This is a genomic window from Actinoplanes italicus, assembly GCF_003001815.1.
GTDB lineage: Bacteria > Actinomycetota > Actinomycetes > Mycobacteriales > Micromonosporaceae > Actinoplanes > Actinoplanes italicus.
Window position 1 is genome coordinate 12,045 of record NZ_PVMZ01000032.1, and the last position, 14,576, is coordinate 26,620.

The window sequence follows — 14,576 nt, forward strand, 5'->3', positions numbered from 1 at the left end:
CGAGAAAGGCGACCACATGAGCAACGGGGAAATCTGGTTCCTCACCGGCAGTCAGGGGCTCTACGGGCCGGAGACCCTGGATCAGGTCGCCTCCCAGTCGCGGGAGATCGCCGCCAAGCTGGACGCCCAGCTCGACGCGGACGTGGTCTGGCAGCCGGTGCTGACCAGCGCCGAGCAGATCCTGGACGTGTGCCGCCGGGCCTCGTCGACGCCCGGTGTGCTGGGCGTGGTCGCCTGGATGCACACGTTCTCCCCGGCCAAGATGTGGATCGCCGGTCTGGACGCGCTGCGGGCGCCGCTGCTGCACCTGCACACCCAGCACAACGTCGAGCTGCCCTGGTCCGAGATCGACATGGACTTCATGAACCTCAACCAGGCCGCCCACGGCGACCGGGAGTTCGGGTTCATCGAGGCCCGGCTCGGCGTGCCGCGCAAGACGGTGGCCGGTCACGTCAGCAACCCGGCCGTGGTCGCGCGCATCGCGACCTGGGTGAAGGCGGCCCGCGGTTACTCCGCGATGCGCAACCTCAAGCTGGCGCGGTTCGGCGACAACATGCGCGACGTGGCGGTCACCGAGGGCGACAAGGTCGAGGCCCAGCTGCGGTTCGGCGTCTCGGTCAACACGTACGGGGTGAACGACCTGGTCGCGGTCGTCGACCAGCAGCCGGACGCCGAGATCGACAAGCTCGTCGAGGAGTACAAGGACACGTACGAGGTCGCTCCGGAACTGCTCGGCGACCGGCTCGACTCCCTGCGCTACGGCGCCCGGATCGAGCTCGGCCTGCGGCAGTTCCTGACCGAGGGCGGCTTCCGCGCGTTCACGTCGAACTTCGAGGACCTCGGCGGGCTCCGTCAGCTGCCCGGTCTCGCGGTCCAGCGCCTGATGGCCGACGGCTACGGCTTCGGCGGCGAGGGCGACTGGAAGACGTCGGTCCTGGTGCACACGCTGAAGGCGATGGCCCCCGGCGGTGGCACCTCCTTCATGGAGGACTACACCTACGACCTGACACCGGGCAACGAGGTCATCCTCGGCGCCCACATGCTCGAGGTGTGCCCGTCGATCGCCGCGTCCAAGCCGAAGCTGGAGATCCACCCGCTCGGCATCGGTGGCCGTGAGGACCCGGTCCGCCTGGTCTTCGACGCCGCTCCGGGTAGGGCGATCGTGCTCGGCCTGGCCGACCTGGGGGAGCGGTTCCGCCTGGTCGCCAACGAGATCGAGGTGGTGCCGCCGACCGCTCCGCTGCCGAAGCTGCCGGTCGCGCGGGCGGTCTGGAAGCCGGCCCCGTCGCTGTCCACGTCGGCCGAGTGCTGGCTGACCGCGGGCGGCCCGCACCACACCGTGCTGTCCTCGGCGGTGGGCGCGGAGGAACTGGCCGACCTGGCCGAGATGGTGGGCACCGAGCTGCTGGTGATCGACGAGTCGACCACGACCCGCTCGTTCGCCAAGGAGGTGCGCTGGAACCAGGCGTACCACCGTCTGGCCCGCGGTTTCCGCTGAGCCGTCGCCGCCCCGCCCGGACATCGTGCCGGGCGGGGCAACCGGAATTACCGTAAGATCCGCCGGTCTCGCCCATGTGGCTCGAGGCCCGTTTCTCTTGTGCGTCTCAGAGCCTCACGTTATTCGACTTGTTAACGGTAACTAGAGGCTTCGGGACCATGGCCCCGTAATTCGCAGAGCACCCGGCCGACCACGGTGGAGCGCCGGACGAAACCCCAGGTCCGTGAGTCCGCGCTGTCGGGGTTGTCGCCGAGCACGACGCAGGACCCCGGCGGGACCACGCCGGTCCCGACCGTCGGCACGACGGCGCGGGGCACCGGGTCCCCCGGTAGGGCCGCCATCCGTTTGACCAGGTAATCGCTGGCCCCCCGAGGGCGCGACGCCGCGTCCGGATGCCGGATGAGGATCACGTCACCACGTCGCGGCTGCGCGCCGCGCAGGGCGAGCAGGCGGGCGCCGCTCCGGTGGGCGGGTTCCATGCTGTGGCCGGTCACCTCGACGATCAGCAGCGACCGGCGCAGCGCCAGCACGCCGAGGATGCCCAGCCCGAGAGCGCCCACCAGGCGAGCGATATGACTTCTCATCATTCCCGAGCCTGTGATAGATAGCGCTAACATTCAAGTATTGACATCAATTACAGGCGAGGTTACTTTGCGGTGATCGTGGAGTCGTCGAATTCTTCGCCATGACCGACGTCAATGCGCTCCACGGTAAAACGCATCAGGAACGGGGGTTCCACCTTGATCGTTTTCGCCGTTGCCGTGCTCATCGTCGCGGCCGTCCTTCTCGTTTCCGCCGCCTCGATACCGCGGTCGCGTGACGCGTACGAACGATTCCGCGGTGGAGCCGTGGAGCTCGGCACCGTTCCCGGAAGGCCTGCCGGCCCCGCCCGCTGAGCGGGTTCCCGCCCTGCCGTCCCCGCTGAGCGGCTCCCGCCGGCACCGCCCGACGGGTCCGGCGCTCCCTCGCACCGGCTCCGCTCCCGGGCCGGCCGTGTCTTCGTACCGGAAGGATCTGCTCGTGTTGCTGACCGTAGCGGTCGTGGCCCTGACCGTCTTCGTCCTGATCGACCTCCTGCTGACCGCCGCCGTCATCCGGCGGCTGCGCGAGACCGAGGCCCGTCTCGCCGAGCTCACTCCGACGACCCGGCCGGGGGTGATGACCGGCACGTCCATGCCGGACTTCAGCGCCGCCGAGGACACGTTCACCCGGGCCGGCGTCAGTGGAGCCCCGCTGCTGCTCGCGTTCTTCGCCACCGGCTGCCGCTACTGCCCGACCCAGGCCGAACAACTCGCCCACCGCTCCGCGGAGATCACCGGCCAGGGAATCCGGACCGTCTCCGTGCTGACCGTGATCGACGACGACGCCCCCGACGACCTGACGCCGATCCTGGAGAAGTCCGGCACCGTGGTGACCGAGCACGGGCCGGGCGGCCTGATGGCCACCTTCTCGGTCACCGGCACGCCGACGTTCCTGCTGTACGACCGGAACGGCACCCTCCTCGGTTCCGGCAACGCGCTCGAGGAGGCCATGGAGCGATGGATCCCGTGAGGACCGGCGGCCTCCGGGTCGTCCGCGCGGCGGTCGTCCTCTGCGTGCGGGCCGCACCCGGCACCGTCGCCCTCTCCTTCGTGATGATGTTCGTCGGGGGCGTCACGCCGGTGGGTCTGGCCTGGTCGACGAAACTGCTGCTGGACGGAATCACCGCCGGTGATCCGGCCGGGCGCAACGCCGGGGTGGCCGGGCTGGTCGTCCTCGGTGTGCTGACCGCCCTGCTCTCGCACGTACGCCGCTACTGCGACCAGGAGCTGTCCCGGCGGGTCAAGGTGCGGACGCAAATCGAGCTGTTCACCGCGGTGTCGGCGTATCAGGGCCTGGCCGAGATCGAGGACAGCGCCTTCCACGACCGGCTCCGGATCGCCCGGGACGCGAGCGAGTTCGCCCCGGTACAGATCATGTCGTCGCTGCTCACGCTGGCGTCGTCGGTCATCACGCTGGCCGGGTTCGGGTACACGCTGCTGCGGGCCAGCCCCTGGCTCGCAGGCCTGGTGCTGCTGTCCGCCCTGCCGACGCTGCGGGCGCAGATCCGGCTGGCGCGGCGGCACGGCGAGATGATCGTACGAGCCAGCCCGTTCTGGCGGCGGCAGGCGTTCTACGCCGCGCTGCTGCTCGATCCGCGCGCCGCCAAGGAGATCCGGCTGTTCGGGCTGGCCGGGAACCTGCGTACCCGGATGGCCCGTGAGATCCACGCCGGCCAGGCCGAGGAACGCGCCCAGGACCGGGAGACCCTGCGTGTCGACCTGGGTCTGGCGGCGATGACCAGTGTCCTGAGCGGCGCGGCACTCGCCTATCTCGCGGCGCGCATCGCCGCCGGGCACGGCACGGCCGGGGACCTGGTGGTGCTCATCGCCGCGCTGGCCGCGACGCAGACGGCCCTGACCTCGGCGGTCCTCGACGTGGCCACCACCGGTGAGCTGATCACGACCTTCGGGCACTACATCGATCTGACGAGCCGGGCACGCCCTCAGCCACGTCCGGTCGCCGAGCTCGCGGCGCTCACCGGCGAGATCGCGTTCCATGACGTCTGGTTCCGTTATGCGCCGGGGCAGGAGTGGGTGCTGCGTGGCCTCGACCTGGTGATCCCGCGTGGCAGGTCGGTCGCCCTGGTCGGCGAGAACGGTGCCGGCAAGTCGACGATCGTCAAGCTCCTGTGCGGCTTCTACGCACCGGTCCGCGGCCGCATCACCTGGGACGGCGTCGACCTCGCCGACATCGAGCCGCTCGAGCTGCGCCGCCGGATCCGGGCCACCTTCCAGGACTTCATGACGTACGAGCTGTCCGCGGCCGACAACATCGAGGTCGGCGACATCGGCGGCGGCCGCGGCCGGGCGGACCTGGCGGCCGCCGCTGACTGGGCCGGTATCGGCGAGACCCTGGCCGGCCTGCCGAGGGGTTACGACACCCTGCTCAGCCGTACCTTCAGCGACAGTGCCGGCGACGGCGGCCACGAACCCACTCCCGGCGTGGTCCTGTCCGGCGGGCAGTGGCAGCGGCTCGCGCTGGCCCGCGCGGTCCTGCGTACCTCCGCGGACCTGCTGATCCTCGACGAGCCGTCGTCGGGACTCGACGTCCGCGCCGAGCACGAGATCCACCGGCGGCTGTCGGAGCTGCGCCGGGGGCGTACCTCCCTGCTGATCTCGCACCGTCTCAACACGGTGCGGGACGCCGACACCATCGTGGTGCTGCGCGACGGCGTGGTGGCCGAACGCGGCGACCACGCCGCGCTGATGGCGGCCGGTGGCGTGTATGCCGGGTTGTTCCGGCTGCAGGCCGCCGGATTCGCCGACGAGACGGTCCCCCGATGACCGTCGCGGTGACGCTGCTCGGCCCGCTGCGGATGACCGCCGGCGGCCAGGAGGTGCGACTCGGCGGGCAGGGGCGCCGGGCGGTGGTGGCCATGCTGGCGCTGCGGCCCGGGTCGGTGGTCAGTGTCGGCTCGCTCGTCGACGCGCTGTGGGACGAGACGCCACCGATGACCGCCGTCACCAAGCTGCAGGGCCACATCTGCGGGTTGCGGCGAGAACTCAACCGCCTCACCCCGGGCGCCGGGGCGGCGATAGCCACCGTGGCGCCCGGGTACCTGATGTGCGACGACCTGGTCACCACGGACCTGGCGGAGTTCGAGGTGCTGGCAGCGCGGGGGAGCCGCGAGCCCGATCCGGGCAGCCGCGCCACCGTGCTCGAGAAGGCGTTACGGCTGTGGTACGGCCACGCGTGCTCCGACGTGCGCAGCAGCCGGGTGGCCGCGGCCGCCGCCACGCTCGACGAGCGGCGCGCCCGCATCCGGGAGAACCTCGCCGATGCCCGGCTCGGGCTCGGTGACGTCGAGCCGGCGCTCGACGACATGCACCAGCTCGTGCTGGAGCAGCCTTTCCGCGAGCACGCCTGGGAGATGATCATGCGCTGCCACATCGCCCGCGGGGACTCCGCCGCGGCGCTGGCGACGTACCACCGGGTCGTCAGGCTCCTCGGCGCGGAGCTGGGCGCCACACCCGGCCGGCGACTGCGTTCCCTGGCCGCGGGAGTGGGCGCGCCCGTCGTGCCGGACCTGCCGTTAGCGGCGCGTTAGCGCCGTCGGCCATCGTCGGCAGAGAACCGAAGCGATGAGGAGGTTCCATGACCACCCTGCTCAAGACAGCCGGGGACAGGCTGCTCGGCGCGCTCGTGCCGACCCGTCAGGCAGCGGCCTGTTCCTATCCGGCTGACTGCACCTACGTGAAGCACGGCTGTGGCGGCGGCCAGTGTTACTACTACTACCAGTGGGGCCGGACCTGCTACGTCGGTCAGAGCCCGCCGTCCTGCTTCAACTACTTCCGCAAGTACTCGGGCTGCTGCTGAACGGTCTCCGTCGAGGCGGCCCGGCGGGGCGAGAGAACCGTCAGGCCGCCTCGACGGTTATCCAGTCGAGGTCGCCGGCGTAGTAGTCGCAGCCCACCTCGATCTGGTCGCAGTCGAGTTTGCCGCCGATCGACACCGGCCAGTCGTTGTCGATCGTGCCGGTCCAGCCCTCCCGCGACTTGGCCAGGATGCCGTCGACGGTGAGGTAGACACCCTGGCGCAGCCGGGTGCAGCGGACGACGTGCCAGGCGCCGTCGTTGATCTGGTTCGGGGCGATCAGCTCGATGGTCCCCTTGGAGCCCCGGTACGTGCAGGTGGCCCGGCCGTTGGGCAGCTGAATCTTCCAGCTTCCCCCGCGTACCGTCGCCTGGCCCTTCTGAATGATGTTGCCGAACTTGTGGGTGGTCCGCAGCCGCAGCGTCACGGCGAAGTCCCGATCCACCGGGTCGAGGTCCGAGTGGTCGGCGATCCTGACCACATGGCCGGGCCGGGTCGGCGGGGTGTCGGGTTCCAGGCGTTCGAACGTGTAGCCCATCCCGTACCCGGTGGACATACCTGTGCCGACCTCCAGTCCGATCTGGCCGTGGTGCCCGCGTCCGCTGGAGTCGAGCATCCAGGTGCTTCCGGCGGTCTCGTCCATCGGCCAGATCGCCATCCGATGGTCGGCCGAGGCGGCCCGCACCGGTGCCGGGGTGAGCGCGAACACGCAGGTCAGCACGGTGATTGCGGCCAGTGTGGGTCGGCATCGCATGGATCGTCCTCCGGTGGGTCCGACACAGGATCCAATTGAGCCTAAAACGTGATTTAGTTAGTTTTGTCGTAATCGTGGAAATTGCCTCTTCAGGTGATGGTGCGCGCACCCTCGCAAACGGGCAGCTCAGCTTGGTAGCATCCGCCGATCATGGCCAGCGTTCCGGCCTCCCCTCAGCATTTCCGGCCGGACGTCTGTGGACTCACCCCTCGAGTAAGGATCGTGTCGAAGTGCTGCTCAATGGGACGGACAGTCAGACCTCGGAGCATGCGATGATCGCCCCCAACCCCGGCATGCCGAACCAGGCTCTCCAGGTGCTCGCCCTGGCGCAGCGCACCGCCGAGGAGCACGTGGCGAGCGCCCAGCACCACGCGGACAAGATCCGTACGGACGCGCTGGCCGCGGCCGAGCAGATCGCCCGGGACGCCCAGAACCACGCCGGCAACGTGCGCCGCGAGGCCGACCGGGTGCTGGCCGAGGCCCGCGCCGGCGCCGAGCAGATGGCTCGGGACGCGCAGGCCCGTGCCGAGGAGGCACGGCGCACCGCGGAGAAGATCGTGGCCGACGCCCGCGCCCGGGCGGAGACCATCGGCGCCGACGCCCTGGCCGGCGCGGAGCAGCTCAAGCACCAGGCCCAGCAGCGCTTCGACGACGTGGTCGGCAGCCTGGGCGCCAAGCGCGAGGCACTGCAGCAGCAGATCGAGGCGCTGGAGCAGTTCGACCGGGAGTACCGCGGCCGGCTCACGGCCTTCATGCAGAGCCAGCTGCGCGCCCTCTGGGTCGACGCGCCCCAGATGAACGAGTACGTCGAGGAGGAGCCGGTCGCCGAGGTGATCGAGGCGGCTCCGGTCCAGCAGGCGCGGCACGCGCAGGCTGCCGAGGAGGCCGACCGCCACGACGAGCAGGACGACGACGAAGAAGAGAAGTGAGAACACGGGGCCCCGCGAGGGGCCCCGTTCCTCATGCGCCGTACACCCGGCGGCCGTCGATCCAGGTCCCGGCGACCCGGGCGCCGGCGATCTCGGAGGCCGGCGCGGCGAACGGATCACGGTCGAGCACGATCAGGTCGGCCCGGTTGCCGGTACGGATCGTGCCGGTGTCGTCGAGCCGGTTCACGTACGCCGAACCGGCCGTGTACGCCGCCAGCGCCGTCGCCAGGTCCAGCCTCTGCTCCGGCAGGAACGGCTCGTAGTCCTCACCCTGATGCACCCGGTTGACCGCCACGTGGATCGCCTGCAGCGGGTCCGGTGTGCTGACCGGCCAGTCGCTGCCGGCCGCCAGGTGCGCCCCGGAACGCCACAGGTCACCGAACGGGTACTGCCGCGCGACCAGCGCCGGATCCAGGAACGGGATCGTCAGGTCGTCCATCTGCGGCTCGTGCGACGCCCAGTACGCCTGCAGATTCGCCGTCGCGCCCAGCCGACGGAACCGCGGCACGTCGTCCGGGTGCACCACCTGCAGGTGCGCCAGGTGCGGCCGTGTGTCGGTGAAGCCGTTCTTCGCCCGGGCCGCCGCCACCGCGTCCAGGGCGTCGCGCACCGCCCGGTCGCCGAGCGCGTGGAAGTGCGTCTGAAAGCCGAGCGCGTCCAGCTCGGTGACATAGGAGGGGAGAAGTGAGGGGTCGATGAAGGACAGGCCCCGGTTGCCGGTGGCGCAGCCGCAGTCGTCCCGGTACGACTCGGTCATCGCGGCCGTGAAGTTCTCCGCCACCCCGTCCAGCATCAGCTTCACGCTGTCGCAGCGCAGCCGCCCCACGGTGAGCCGCTCCCGGTTGGCCACCAGCTCGCCGATCTGCTCGGCGCCCCGGTCACGGTCCCACCAGAGCGCGCCGACCACGGTCGCGGTCAGCCAGCCCTCGCTCGCCGCGGCCAGGTAGGCGTCGGACACCTCCGGATACCCGTTGGTCGCGCACACCATGGCGTCCTGCCAGGCCGTGATCCCGAGCGAGTGCAGCAGCTGCTGGGCCCGCTTCAACGCGGCGATCCGGTCGGCCGTGGTCACCTCCGGCAGCAGCGGGGTGATCAGCTCCATGGCGCCCTCCTGCAGCCCGCCGGCCGGGCTGCCGTCGGGCGCGCGGTCGATCCGGCCGTGCGCCGGGTCGGGGCTGTCCGCGGTGATCCCGGCCAGCTCCAGGGCCCGGCTGTTCACCCAGGCGCCGTGATGGTCGCGGTTGGCCAGGAACACCGGCCGGTCCGGAACCACCCGGTCGAGCAGCTCCTTCGCCGGCACCCCGCCCGGGAACGTCTCCATCGACCAACCGCCGCCGACGATCCACTCCACGCCCGGGTGCGCCTCGGCGTAGGCGGCGACGCGGCGCAGATACTCGTCCAGATCGGTGGTCTCGGTCAGATCGCACTGGTTCAGCTCGACGCCGCCCATCACGGCGTGCACGTGGGCGTCCTGGAAACCGGGCAGCAGCAGCCGCCCGGCCAGGTCCACCACCTCGGTCGACGGGCCGCGCAGATCACGCAGGTCGTGGCCGGTCGCGACGATCCGGCCGTCCCGGACCGCCACCGCCGTGGCCGGCCCGCCACCGGCGGAGAACACCGGACCACCGGTGAAGAGCAGGTCAGCGTAGGGCTGCGACATCAGCGGTTCCGATCTGTGGGTACGACGCGTGCCCTCATTCAATCGCGGAGTGCTTGGTCGGCCGCAAGGGGCAAACTATGGTTGGCGGATGGCGTCGACCCTTGTCGATCAAGAGCACGCGTCGTATCGGGACGAGGGTTTCTGCGCCGCTCTCGAGCTCGCCGTCGCCGCCGCCCGTGAACTCGGCCCGCCGCCCGGCCCCGGGGACGCCGGCCTCGACGACCGGATCCAGCGTGAGGCGATCCTGCGGCTGCGCTCCGGTGCCACCGTCAATCCGGCGCTGCTGCCGCTGCTGGCCGACGGCAGGTTCGCCGATCCGGGCGAGCACGAGCCCGGCACCGACGAGGTGAGCCGTGCTCTGGCCGTACCCGATCTGTTCTGTCTCGAGGCACCTCCCGGGACCGCGCGGACCCTGACCGTGCTCGAGATCGTGCGTTCGGCCGCCGGACGCGGTGAGCGCGTGCTGCTCGCGGCCCCTACGGCGCCGCAGGTCGACGCGGTGCTGGCGCGCCTGCCGGACGGCGCGACCGTGATCCGCGTCGATCAGCCGGGCTCCGGTCCCGGCAGCCTGGCGGCCGCGGCGGCCGGTGTGCAGCAGCGCATCCTGGCGAGATCCCAGGCCGCCGCCCGTTCGCTCGAACCGTGGCTGGGGGCGCCCTCGCCGGCTCTCGGGTGGCTGCGGCGGCTGACCACCGCGCTGGACGAGGCGGACGAGGCCCGTGGGCGCGCCGACCGGGCCGCCGCGCACCGGGAGGCGACGGCGGCGGCAGCACGGGAACGTCTCGGCGCCGATCTGCGGGAGCACGCGCGGGCGAGCGAGGCGGCCGAGACGTCCGTGGCGGCGGCGGACGCCGTGGTGGAAGAGCTGAGTGCGGCATTGCGGCGGTCCGAGTCCGCTCTGCACCGCCGGTGGCGGGCCGGGCGGCTGAGGCGTCGGCTCAGCGATGCGGTCCGGTTCGCCGCCGCGGCCCGCTCGCGGTCTTTCCAGGCCCGGGCGGCGTACGAGGAGAGCGCGCATTCGCTCGAACGCGGGGTCGAGCAGGACGCGACGGTCCGTGCGGCGGTGGACCGGGCCGCGTTCGCCGACCTCGCCGCGCGCCGCGCGCTGGAGTCCGCGGAACGCGCCGCTCACCACCTGACCCGGCTGCTCGACGGGGTCGCCGACGTGCCCGACTGGACCGCCGACCAGGCCGGACTGGCCGATCTGGCCGGTCGTTGCCGGGAGCTGGAGCCGGTGCTGCGCGGCCGCGCCGGGCTGCTGCGCGAGTGGCGGCACCGGACCGCCCGGCCGACCGCCCAGTTGCATGCCGAGCTGCTGCGATACGCCGACGTGGTCGCCGCGAGCTGTGTCGGCGCCGGCCGTCCGGAGTACGGCGACCTCGAGTTCGACCTGCTGATCCTGGAGGACGCGTCCCGGGTGCCGCTGCCCGCCGCGCTGGTGCCGATGGTCCGGGCCCGCCGGGCGGTGCTGGTCGGCCAGACCGGCCGGCCGGCCCTGCGCGACCCCGAGGTGGTCCGCGCCTGGGTCGCCGCGCGCTGCCCGGCCGGCGCCGACGCCGAGGAGCTGTCCGCCCTGCTCACCGGCAGTGTGTTCGAGCGGGTGTCGGCCCGGGCCCCGGCACGCAACCGAGCGGTGACTCGTTGAGCGAGGCCGCGCATCTGCCGATGCGGGAGGTGGTCCGGCGGGTCGGCGCGTTGCCGGGAGTGCGGCCGCTGCGGTTCGTGCCGCTGCTGCTGCCGATGTGGGCGGTCGAGGTGGTGGCCACGGTCCGGCAGGCGCACTCCTACGACGTCTTCGACCGCTACCTGTCGCGGGCGCTGGCCGAGGCCGGGCTGTCCGGGGTCGGCGAGCTGGCCCGGTTCTTCGGGGTCGAGCCGGTGCTGGTGGAACGGACCGCCCGGTTCCTGGAACGGATCGGGCACGTGCGGCGGGCTCCGGACGGGCTCACACTGACCGAACTCGGACGGCGATCGATCGCGGACGGGCGTCGCTATCGGCTGTCGCACGGGCGGCGGCTGACACTGCGGTTCGACGGCGGCGCGGGGGAGCCGGTGCCCTGGGCGCACGCCACGCACGCCGTGTGGCTGGCCGAACCCACGCTCACGCTGCCGGACGGGACGGTTTTCACACCGCTCACGGCCGGTGCGCAGCTGCCGCCCGACGCCGTGGACCGGCTGCTGGCCAGGGACGACGTCGTCGAGTTCACCGGGCCGTCGGTGCCGGTCGAGGTGGAGGTGGCGGGGCCGCGGGCGGTGTGGCTGCCGGTCTATCTGGTCGAGTGCGCGGACGATCCGCTGGTCTTCGGCTGGGCGGTGGACGGGCCCGATCCGTACCTTTTGAAGGTTTATCGGGGCTGCGCCGGGTAATGGGATCCCAACGTTCCGCAGTGTGGGGACCGACACGGTCCCCGACGGACCAGTCTGGTCCATAACGGTCTACGGTGGTCCCCATGCCCCGTCCCACCAAGCAGCAGATCGACGACGAGATCCTCGAGGCCGCGGCGCACCTGTTCGCCCGGCACGGGTTCAAGGAGACGTCGGTCCAGCGGATCGCGGACACGGTCGGCTACTCCAAGACCGGCCTGCTGCATCGCTTCCCCACCAAGGAGGCGCTGCAGACCGCGGTCATCGACCGGTGCGTGGAGCAGATCCGCGACACCGCCGGTGACGTCGCCGGGCTCCCGGCCGGGCCGGAGCGCGACCGGGTGGTCCTCACCGGGCTCGCTCACCTCGCCGTCGCTCAGCCCGGCATGGTGGCGTTGCTGCTGTCCTCGATGCTCGCCGAGCCGGAGAGCGACATCGGCCACGCCTGCTCGGTGCTCGGCCAGGCCCTCGCCGAGGCCTTCGGCGACGAGCTGAACGCGGACACCGACCGGGCCCTGCGGGTCACCGGTGCGCTGGGCGCCGTCGCGGTGGCCAGTCTCGCCCTGTGCGACCAGCTCACGCCGGATGCGCCGGCCCGGCTCGCCGAGATCGGATTCGACGCGCTCGGTCACTGATCGGCCTTCACCTCGACGGCTGGCGCCCCTCGTACAGCCGGTTTATCGGTTTTATCGTGAGAAAAGGACCCAGAATGGCAACGCTGCTGCACCGGCTCGGGCTGGCGTCAGTACGGCACCGCTTACTCGTCACCGTCGCCTGGCTGGTAGCCCTCGTCGCGGTCGGCGTCGGGGCGGGCACCCTCTCCGGCGCCACCGCGAACAGCTTCAGCATCCCCGGGCAGGAGTCGACCACGGCCCTGTCGCTCATGAAGGAGAAGTTCGGCGACGCCTCCGCGGGCGCCACCGTCCAGGTGGTGCTCGAAGCCCCGGCCGGTCAGAAGATCACCGACCCGGCGAACGCCGCCGAGGTCGCACAGATCGTCGCGACGCTCGGCAAGCTGCCCGGCGCCGTCGGCGCGACCAACCCGCTCGACCCGAAGGCGCCCGCCGTCTCCCGTGACCAGGTCGCGGCGTACAGCTCCGTCACCTACCCGGTGCAGCCGTCCGAAGTCACCGACGAGCAACGGGCCGCCGTCACCGAGGCCGTCGAGAACGCCCGGGCCGGAGGCCTGACCGTCGAGGCCCGCGGCGAGGCGCTCAGCAACCCGGCCGACATCGGCGGCGCGTCCGAGATCCTCGGCGTCGTGGTCGCGCTGATCGTCCTGGCCCTCACCTACGGCTCCCTGGTCGCCGCCGGGATGAACCTGTTGACCGCGATCGCCGGCGTCGGCATCGGCGCGGCCGGCATCGTCACCCTCACCGGCTTCACCGAGCTGCAGTCCACCACCCCGATCCTGGCCGTCATGCTCGGCCTCGCCGTCGGCATCGACTACGCGCTGTTCATCGTCACCCGGTTCCGGCACGAACTGCGACGCGGCCTGCCCGTCGAGGCCGCCGCCGCGATGGCCGTCGGCACCGCCGGATCGGCCGTGGTCACCGCCGGCCTCACCGTGGTCATCGCCCTGGCGGGCCTGTCCGTCGTCGGCATCCCGTTCCTGTCCGAGATGGGCATCGCCGCCGCGGCCACCATCGTGATCGCCGTCCTCGTCGCGATCACCCTGGTCCCGGCCATCCTCGGCTACATCGGCTCGCGGGCCCTGCCGCGCAAGCAGCGCGCCGTACCATCGGTCGAGGTCGGGCCCTACATCCCGCCGGCGCCTGCCGTCCCCACCGACGACCTGCCCGCCGGCCGTGGCTTCATCCGGGGCTGGGCGCGGGTCGTCACCGAGCAGCGCTGGCTCAGCCTGATCGCCGCGGTCGCCGTGCTCGCCGTCATCGCGATCCCGTTCTTCTCGATGAAGACCACGCTCGCCCAGCGCGCCGCCGAGGGCACCACCCAGGCCCGCGCCCAGGCGATCATCGACACCCGCTTCGGCCCCGGCGTCAGCGCCCCGCTGCTGGTCCTGGTCGACGGCCCGAAGTCGGCCGGGCACGCCGCAGCCGTGCAGAAGCAGGTGGCGACCCTGCCCGGCGTCGCCGTGGCGCTGCCGGCCCGGCCCAACAAGGAGAGCTCCGCCGCCCTGATCACGATCATCCCGGCGTCCGGCCCCGAGGACCAGAAGACCGTCGACCTCGTCCACGCCATCCGTGACCAGGTCGCCGACGCCCCCGGCGCCGAGGTCTACGTCACCGGCAACACCGCGGTCAGCATCGACGTGTCCCAGAAGCTCAACGACGCCCTGCCGGTCTACCTCGGCCTGGTCGTCGGCCTGGCGTTCGTGCTGCTGGTGCTGGTGTTCCGCTCGCTGCTCGTACCGGTCGTCGGCGTGCTCGGCTTCCTTCTCACCATCGGCGCGGCCTTCGGCGCCACGGTCGCCGTCTTCCAGTGGGGCTGGGCCGCCGACGCCGTCAATGCCGGCTCCACCGGCCCGATCCTGAGCCTCGCGCCGATCATCATCGTCGGCATCCTGTTCGGCCTGGCCATGGACTATCAGGTCTTCCTGGTCTCCCGGATGCACGAGGCCCACGCCCACGGCGCCGCTCCCCAGACGGCCATCGTGACCGGCTTCCGGCAGGCGGCCCCGGTCGTCATCGCCGCGGCGACCATCATGTTCGCGGTGTTCGCCGCGTTCGTCCCCGAGGGCAACGACACCATCAAGCCGATCGCGTTCGCGCTCGCGGTGGGTATCGCGTTCGACGCCTTCATCGTCCGCATGATCGCCGTGCCGGCCGCCCTGGCCCTGCTCGGCCGCTCCGCCTGGTGGCTGCCGTCCTGGTTGCGCTGGCTCCCGGAGCTCGACGTGGAGGGCGCCGCCCTCGAACGCCACCCGTCGTCCCCGTCCGACAGCCGCACCCCGTCCGACCAGATCCCGGCCGGCGTCTGACGTCGATCCCACCGTCAGCCGGGCAGATACCGAAC

Annotated in this window: 14 protein-coding genes; 10 read left to right on the plus strand and 4 right to left on the minus strand. The window is 71.8% G+C overall.

What is annotated here, in order from left to right:
• The first annotated feature begins 16 nt into the window (after positions 1-16).
• Positions 17-1,498, plus strand: coding sequence for an L-arabinose isomerase (araA, locus tag CLV67_RS45655; protein WP_106330240.1), 1,482 nt, complete (start codon positions 17-19; stop codon positions 1,496-1,498).
• A 131-nt stretch (positions 1,499-1,629) separates the two neighbouring features.
• Here araA and CLV67_RS45660 read toward each other — a convergent pair whose 3' ends face one another.
• Complete coding sequence (locus CLV67_RS45660) at positions 1,630-2,058, minus strand: S26 family signal peptidase (protein WP_170154251.1); 429 nt, start codon at positions 2,056-2,058, stop codon at positions 1,630-1,632.
• Between the two features lie 86 nt (positions 2,059-2,144).
• Entirely contained in the window at positions 2,145-2,267 is a 123-nt protein-coding gene (locus CLV67_RS54475; protein WP_282958722.1) for a hypothetical protein, read from the minus strand.
• 251 nt (positions 2,268-2,518) lie between these two features.
• Between CLV67_RS54475 and CLV67_RS45665 the strand changes: the two genes are divergently transcribed.
• From CLV67_RS45665 to CLV67_RS45680, 4 genes are read left to right on the plus strand one after another with little or no spacing between them, the layout of a single operon-like run.
• Positions 2,519-3,049: a TlpA family protein disulfide reductase gene (locus CLV67_RS45665; protein ID WP_146169565.1), complete on the plus strand. Its 531-nt coding sequence runs from the start codon at positions 2,519-2,521 to the stop codon at positions 3,047-3,049.
• Positions 3,037-4,863, plus strand: a complete 1,827-nt coding sequence (locus CLV67_RS45670) for an ABC transporter ATP-binding protein (RefSeq protein WP_146169566.1) — start codon at positions 3,037-3,039, stop codon at positions 4,861-4,863. Before CLV67_RS45665 ends, CLV67_RS45670 begins: the two co-directional genes overlap by 13 nt.
• Complete coding sequence (locus CLV67_RS45675) at positions 4,860-5,627, plus strand: AfsR/SARP family transcriptional regulator (RefSeq protein ID WP_106330244.1); 768 nt, start codon at positions 4,860-4,862, stop codon at positions 5,625-5,627. Before CLV67_RS45670 ends, CLV67_RS45675 begins: the two co-directional genes overlap by 4 nt.
• A gap of 47 nt (positions 5,628-5,674) precedes the next feature.
• Positions 5,675-5,896, plus strand: a complete 222-nt coding sequence (locus tag CLV67_RS45680) for a hypothetical protein (protein ID WP_106330245.1) — start codon at positions 5,675-5,677, stop codon at positions 5,894-5,896.
• A gap of 40 nt (positions 5,897-5,936) precedes the next feature.
• Here CLV67_RS45680 and CLV67_RS45685 read toward each other — a convergent pair whose 3' ends face one another.
• Entirely contained in the window at positions 5,937-6,647 is a 711-nt protein-coding gene (locus CLV67_RS45685; protein ID WP_106330246.1) for a laminin G domain-containing protein, read from the minus strand.
• A 272-nt stretch (positions 6,648-6,919) separates the two neighbouring features.
• Here CLV67_RS45685 and CLV67_RS45690 point away from each other — a divergent pair, with 272 nt between their 5' ends.
• The gene (locus CLV67_RS45690) at positions 6,920-7,576 is read left to right on the plus strand and encodes a hypothetical protein (protein ID WP_239166885.1); all 657 of its coding nucleotides are present in this window, start codon (positions 6,920-6,922) and stop codon (positions 7,574-7,576) included.
• Between the two features lie 31 nt (positions 7,577-7,607).
• On the opposite strand, the gene CLV67_RS45695 is transcribed toward CLV67_RS45690, so the two are convergent.
• Entirely contained in the window at positions 7,608-9,236 is a 1,629-nt protein-coding gene (locus CLV67_RS45695) for an amidohydrolase (protein WP_106330248.1), read from the minus strand.
• Positions 9,237-9,324: 88 nt separating this feature from the next.
• Between CLV67_RS45695 and CLV67_RS45700 the strand changes: the two genes are divergently transcribed.
• The 4 genes from CLV67_RS45700 to CLV67_RS45715 all read left to right on the plus strand — a co-directional run bounded on the left by CLV67_RS45700 (position 9,325) and on the right by CLV67_RS45715 (position 14,541).
• Positions 9,325-10,881 carry an AAA domain-containing protein gene (locus CLV67_RS45700; protein ID WP_106330249.1) on the plus strand — a complete coding sequence of 519 codons (1,557 nt, stop codon included), beginning with the start codon at positions 9,325-9,327 and terminating at the stop codon, positions 10,879-10,881.
• The gene (locus tag CLV67_RS45705) at positions 10,878-11,603 is read left to right on the plus strand and encodes a MarR family winged helix-turn-helix transcriptional regulator (protein ID WP_106330250.1); all 726 of its coding nucleotides are present in this window, start codon (positions 10,878-10,880) and stop codon (positions 11,601-11,603) included. Before CLV67_RS45700 ends, CLV67_RS45705 begins: the two co-directional genes overlap by 4 nt.
• 83 nt (positions 11,604-11,686) lie before the next feature.
• The gene (locus CLV67_RS45710; RefSeq protein ID WP_106330251.1) at positions 11,687-12,235 is read left to right on the plus strand and encodes a TetR/AcrR family transcriptional regulator; all 549 of its coding nucleotides are present in this window, start codon (positions 11,687-11,689) and stop codon (positions 12,233-12,235) included.
• Positions 12,236-12,309: 74 nt separating this feature from the next.
• A complete protein-coding gene (locus tag CLV67_RS45715) occupies positions 12,310-14,541 on the plus strand; it encodes an MMPL family transporter (RefSeq protein ID WP_106330252.1) in 2,232 nt (743 codons plus the stop codon).
• Positions 14,542-14,576 lie beyond the last annotated feature (35 nt).

What these genes read in the sequence shown, in the direction of transcription:
- araA (WP_106330240.1), top strand. Translation starts at nt 17, where the DNA reads ATGAGCAACGGGGAAATCTGGTTCCTCACCGGCAGTCAGGGGCTCTAC.
- CLV67_RS54475 (WP_282958722.1), bottom strand. Translation starts at nt 2,267, where the DNA reads ATGAGCACGGCAACGGCGAAAACGATCAAGGTGGAACCCCCGTTCCTG.
- CLV67_RS45670 (WP_146169566.1), top strand. Translation starts at nt 3,037, where the DNA reads ATGGATCCCGTGAGGACCGGCGGCCTCCGGGTCGTCCGCGCGGCGGTC.
- CLV67_RS45675 (WP_106330244.1), top strand. Translation starts at nt 4,860, where the DNA reads ATGACCGTCGCGGTGACGCTGCTCGGCCCGCTGCGGATGACCGCCGGC.
- CLV67_RS45680 (WP_106330245.1), top strand. Translation starts at nt 5,675, where the DNA reads ATGACCACCCTGCTCAAGACAGCCGGGGACAGGCTGCTCGGCGCGCTC.
- CLV67_RS45685 (WP_106330246.1), bottom strand. Translation starts at nt 6,647, where the DNA reads ATGCGATGCCGACCCACACTGGCCGCAATCACCGTGCTGACCTGCGTG.
- CLV67_RS45690 (WP_239166885.1), top strand. Translation starts at nt 6,920, where the DNA reads ATGATCGCCCCCAACCCCGGCATGCCGAACCAGGCTCTCCAGGTGCTC.
- CLV67_RS45695 (WP_106330248.1), bottom strand. Translation starts at nt 9,236, where the DNA reads ATGTCGCAGCCCTACGCTGACCTGCTCTTCACCGGTGGTCCGGTGTTC.
- CLV67_RS45700 (WP_106330249.1), top strand. Translation starts at nt 9,325, where the DNA reads ATGGCGTCGACCCTTGTCGATCAAGAGCACGCGTCGTATCGGGACGAG.
- CLV67_RS45710 (WP_106330251.1), top strand. Translation starts at nt 11,687, where the DNA reads ATGCCCCGTCCCACCAAGCAGCAGATCGACGACGAGATCCTCGAGGCC.
- CLV67_RS45715 (WP_106330252.1), top strand. Translation starts at nt 12,310, where the DNA reads ATGGCAACGCTGCTGCACCGGCTCGGGCTGGCGTCAGTACGGCACCGC.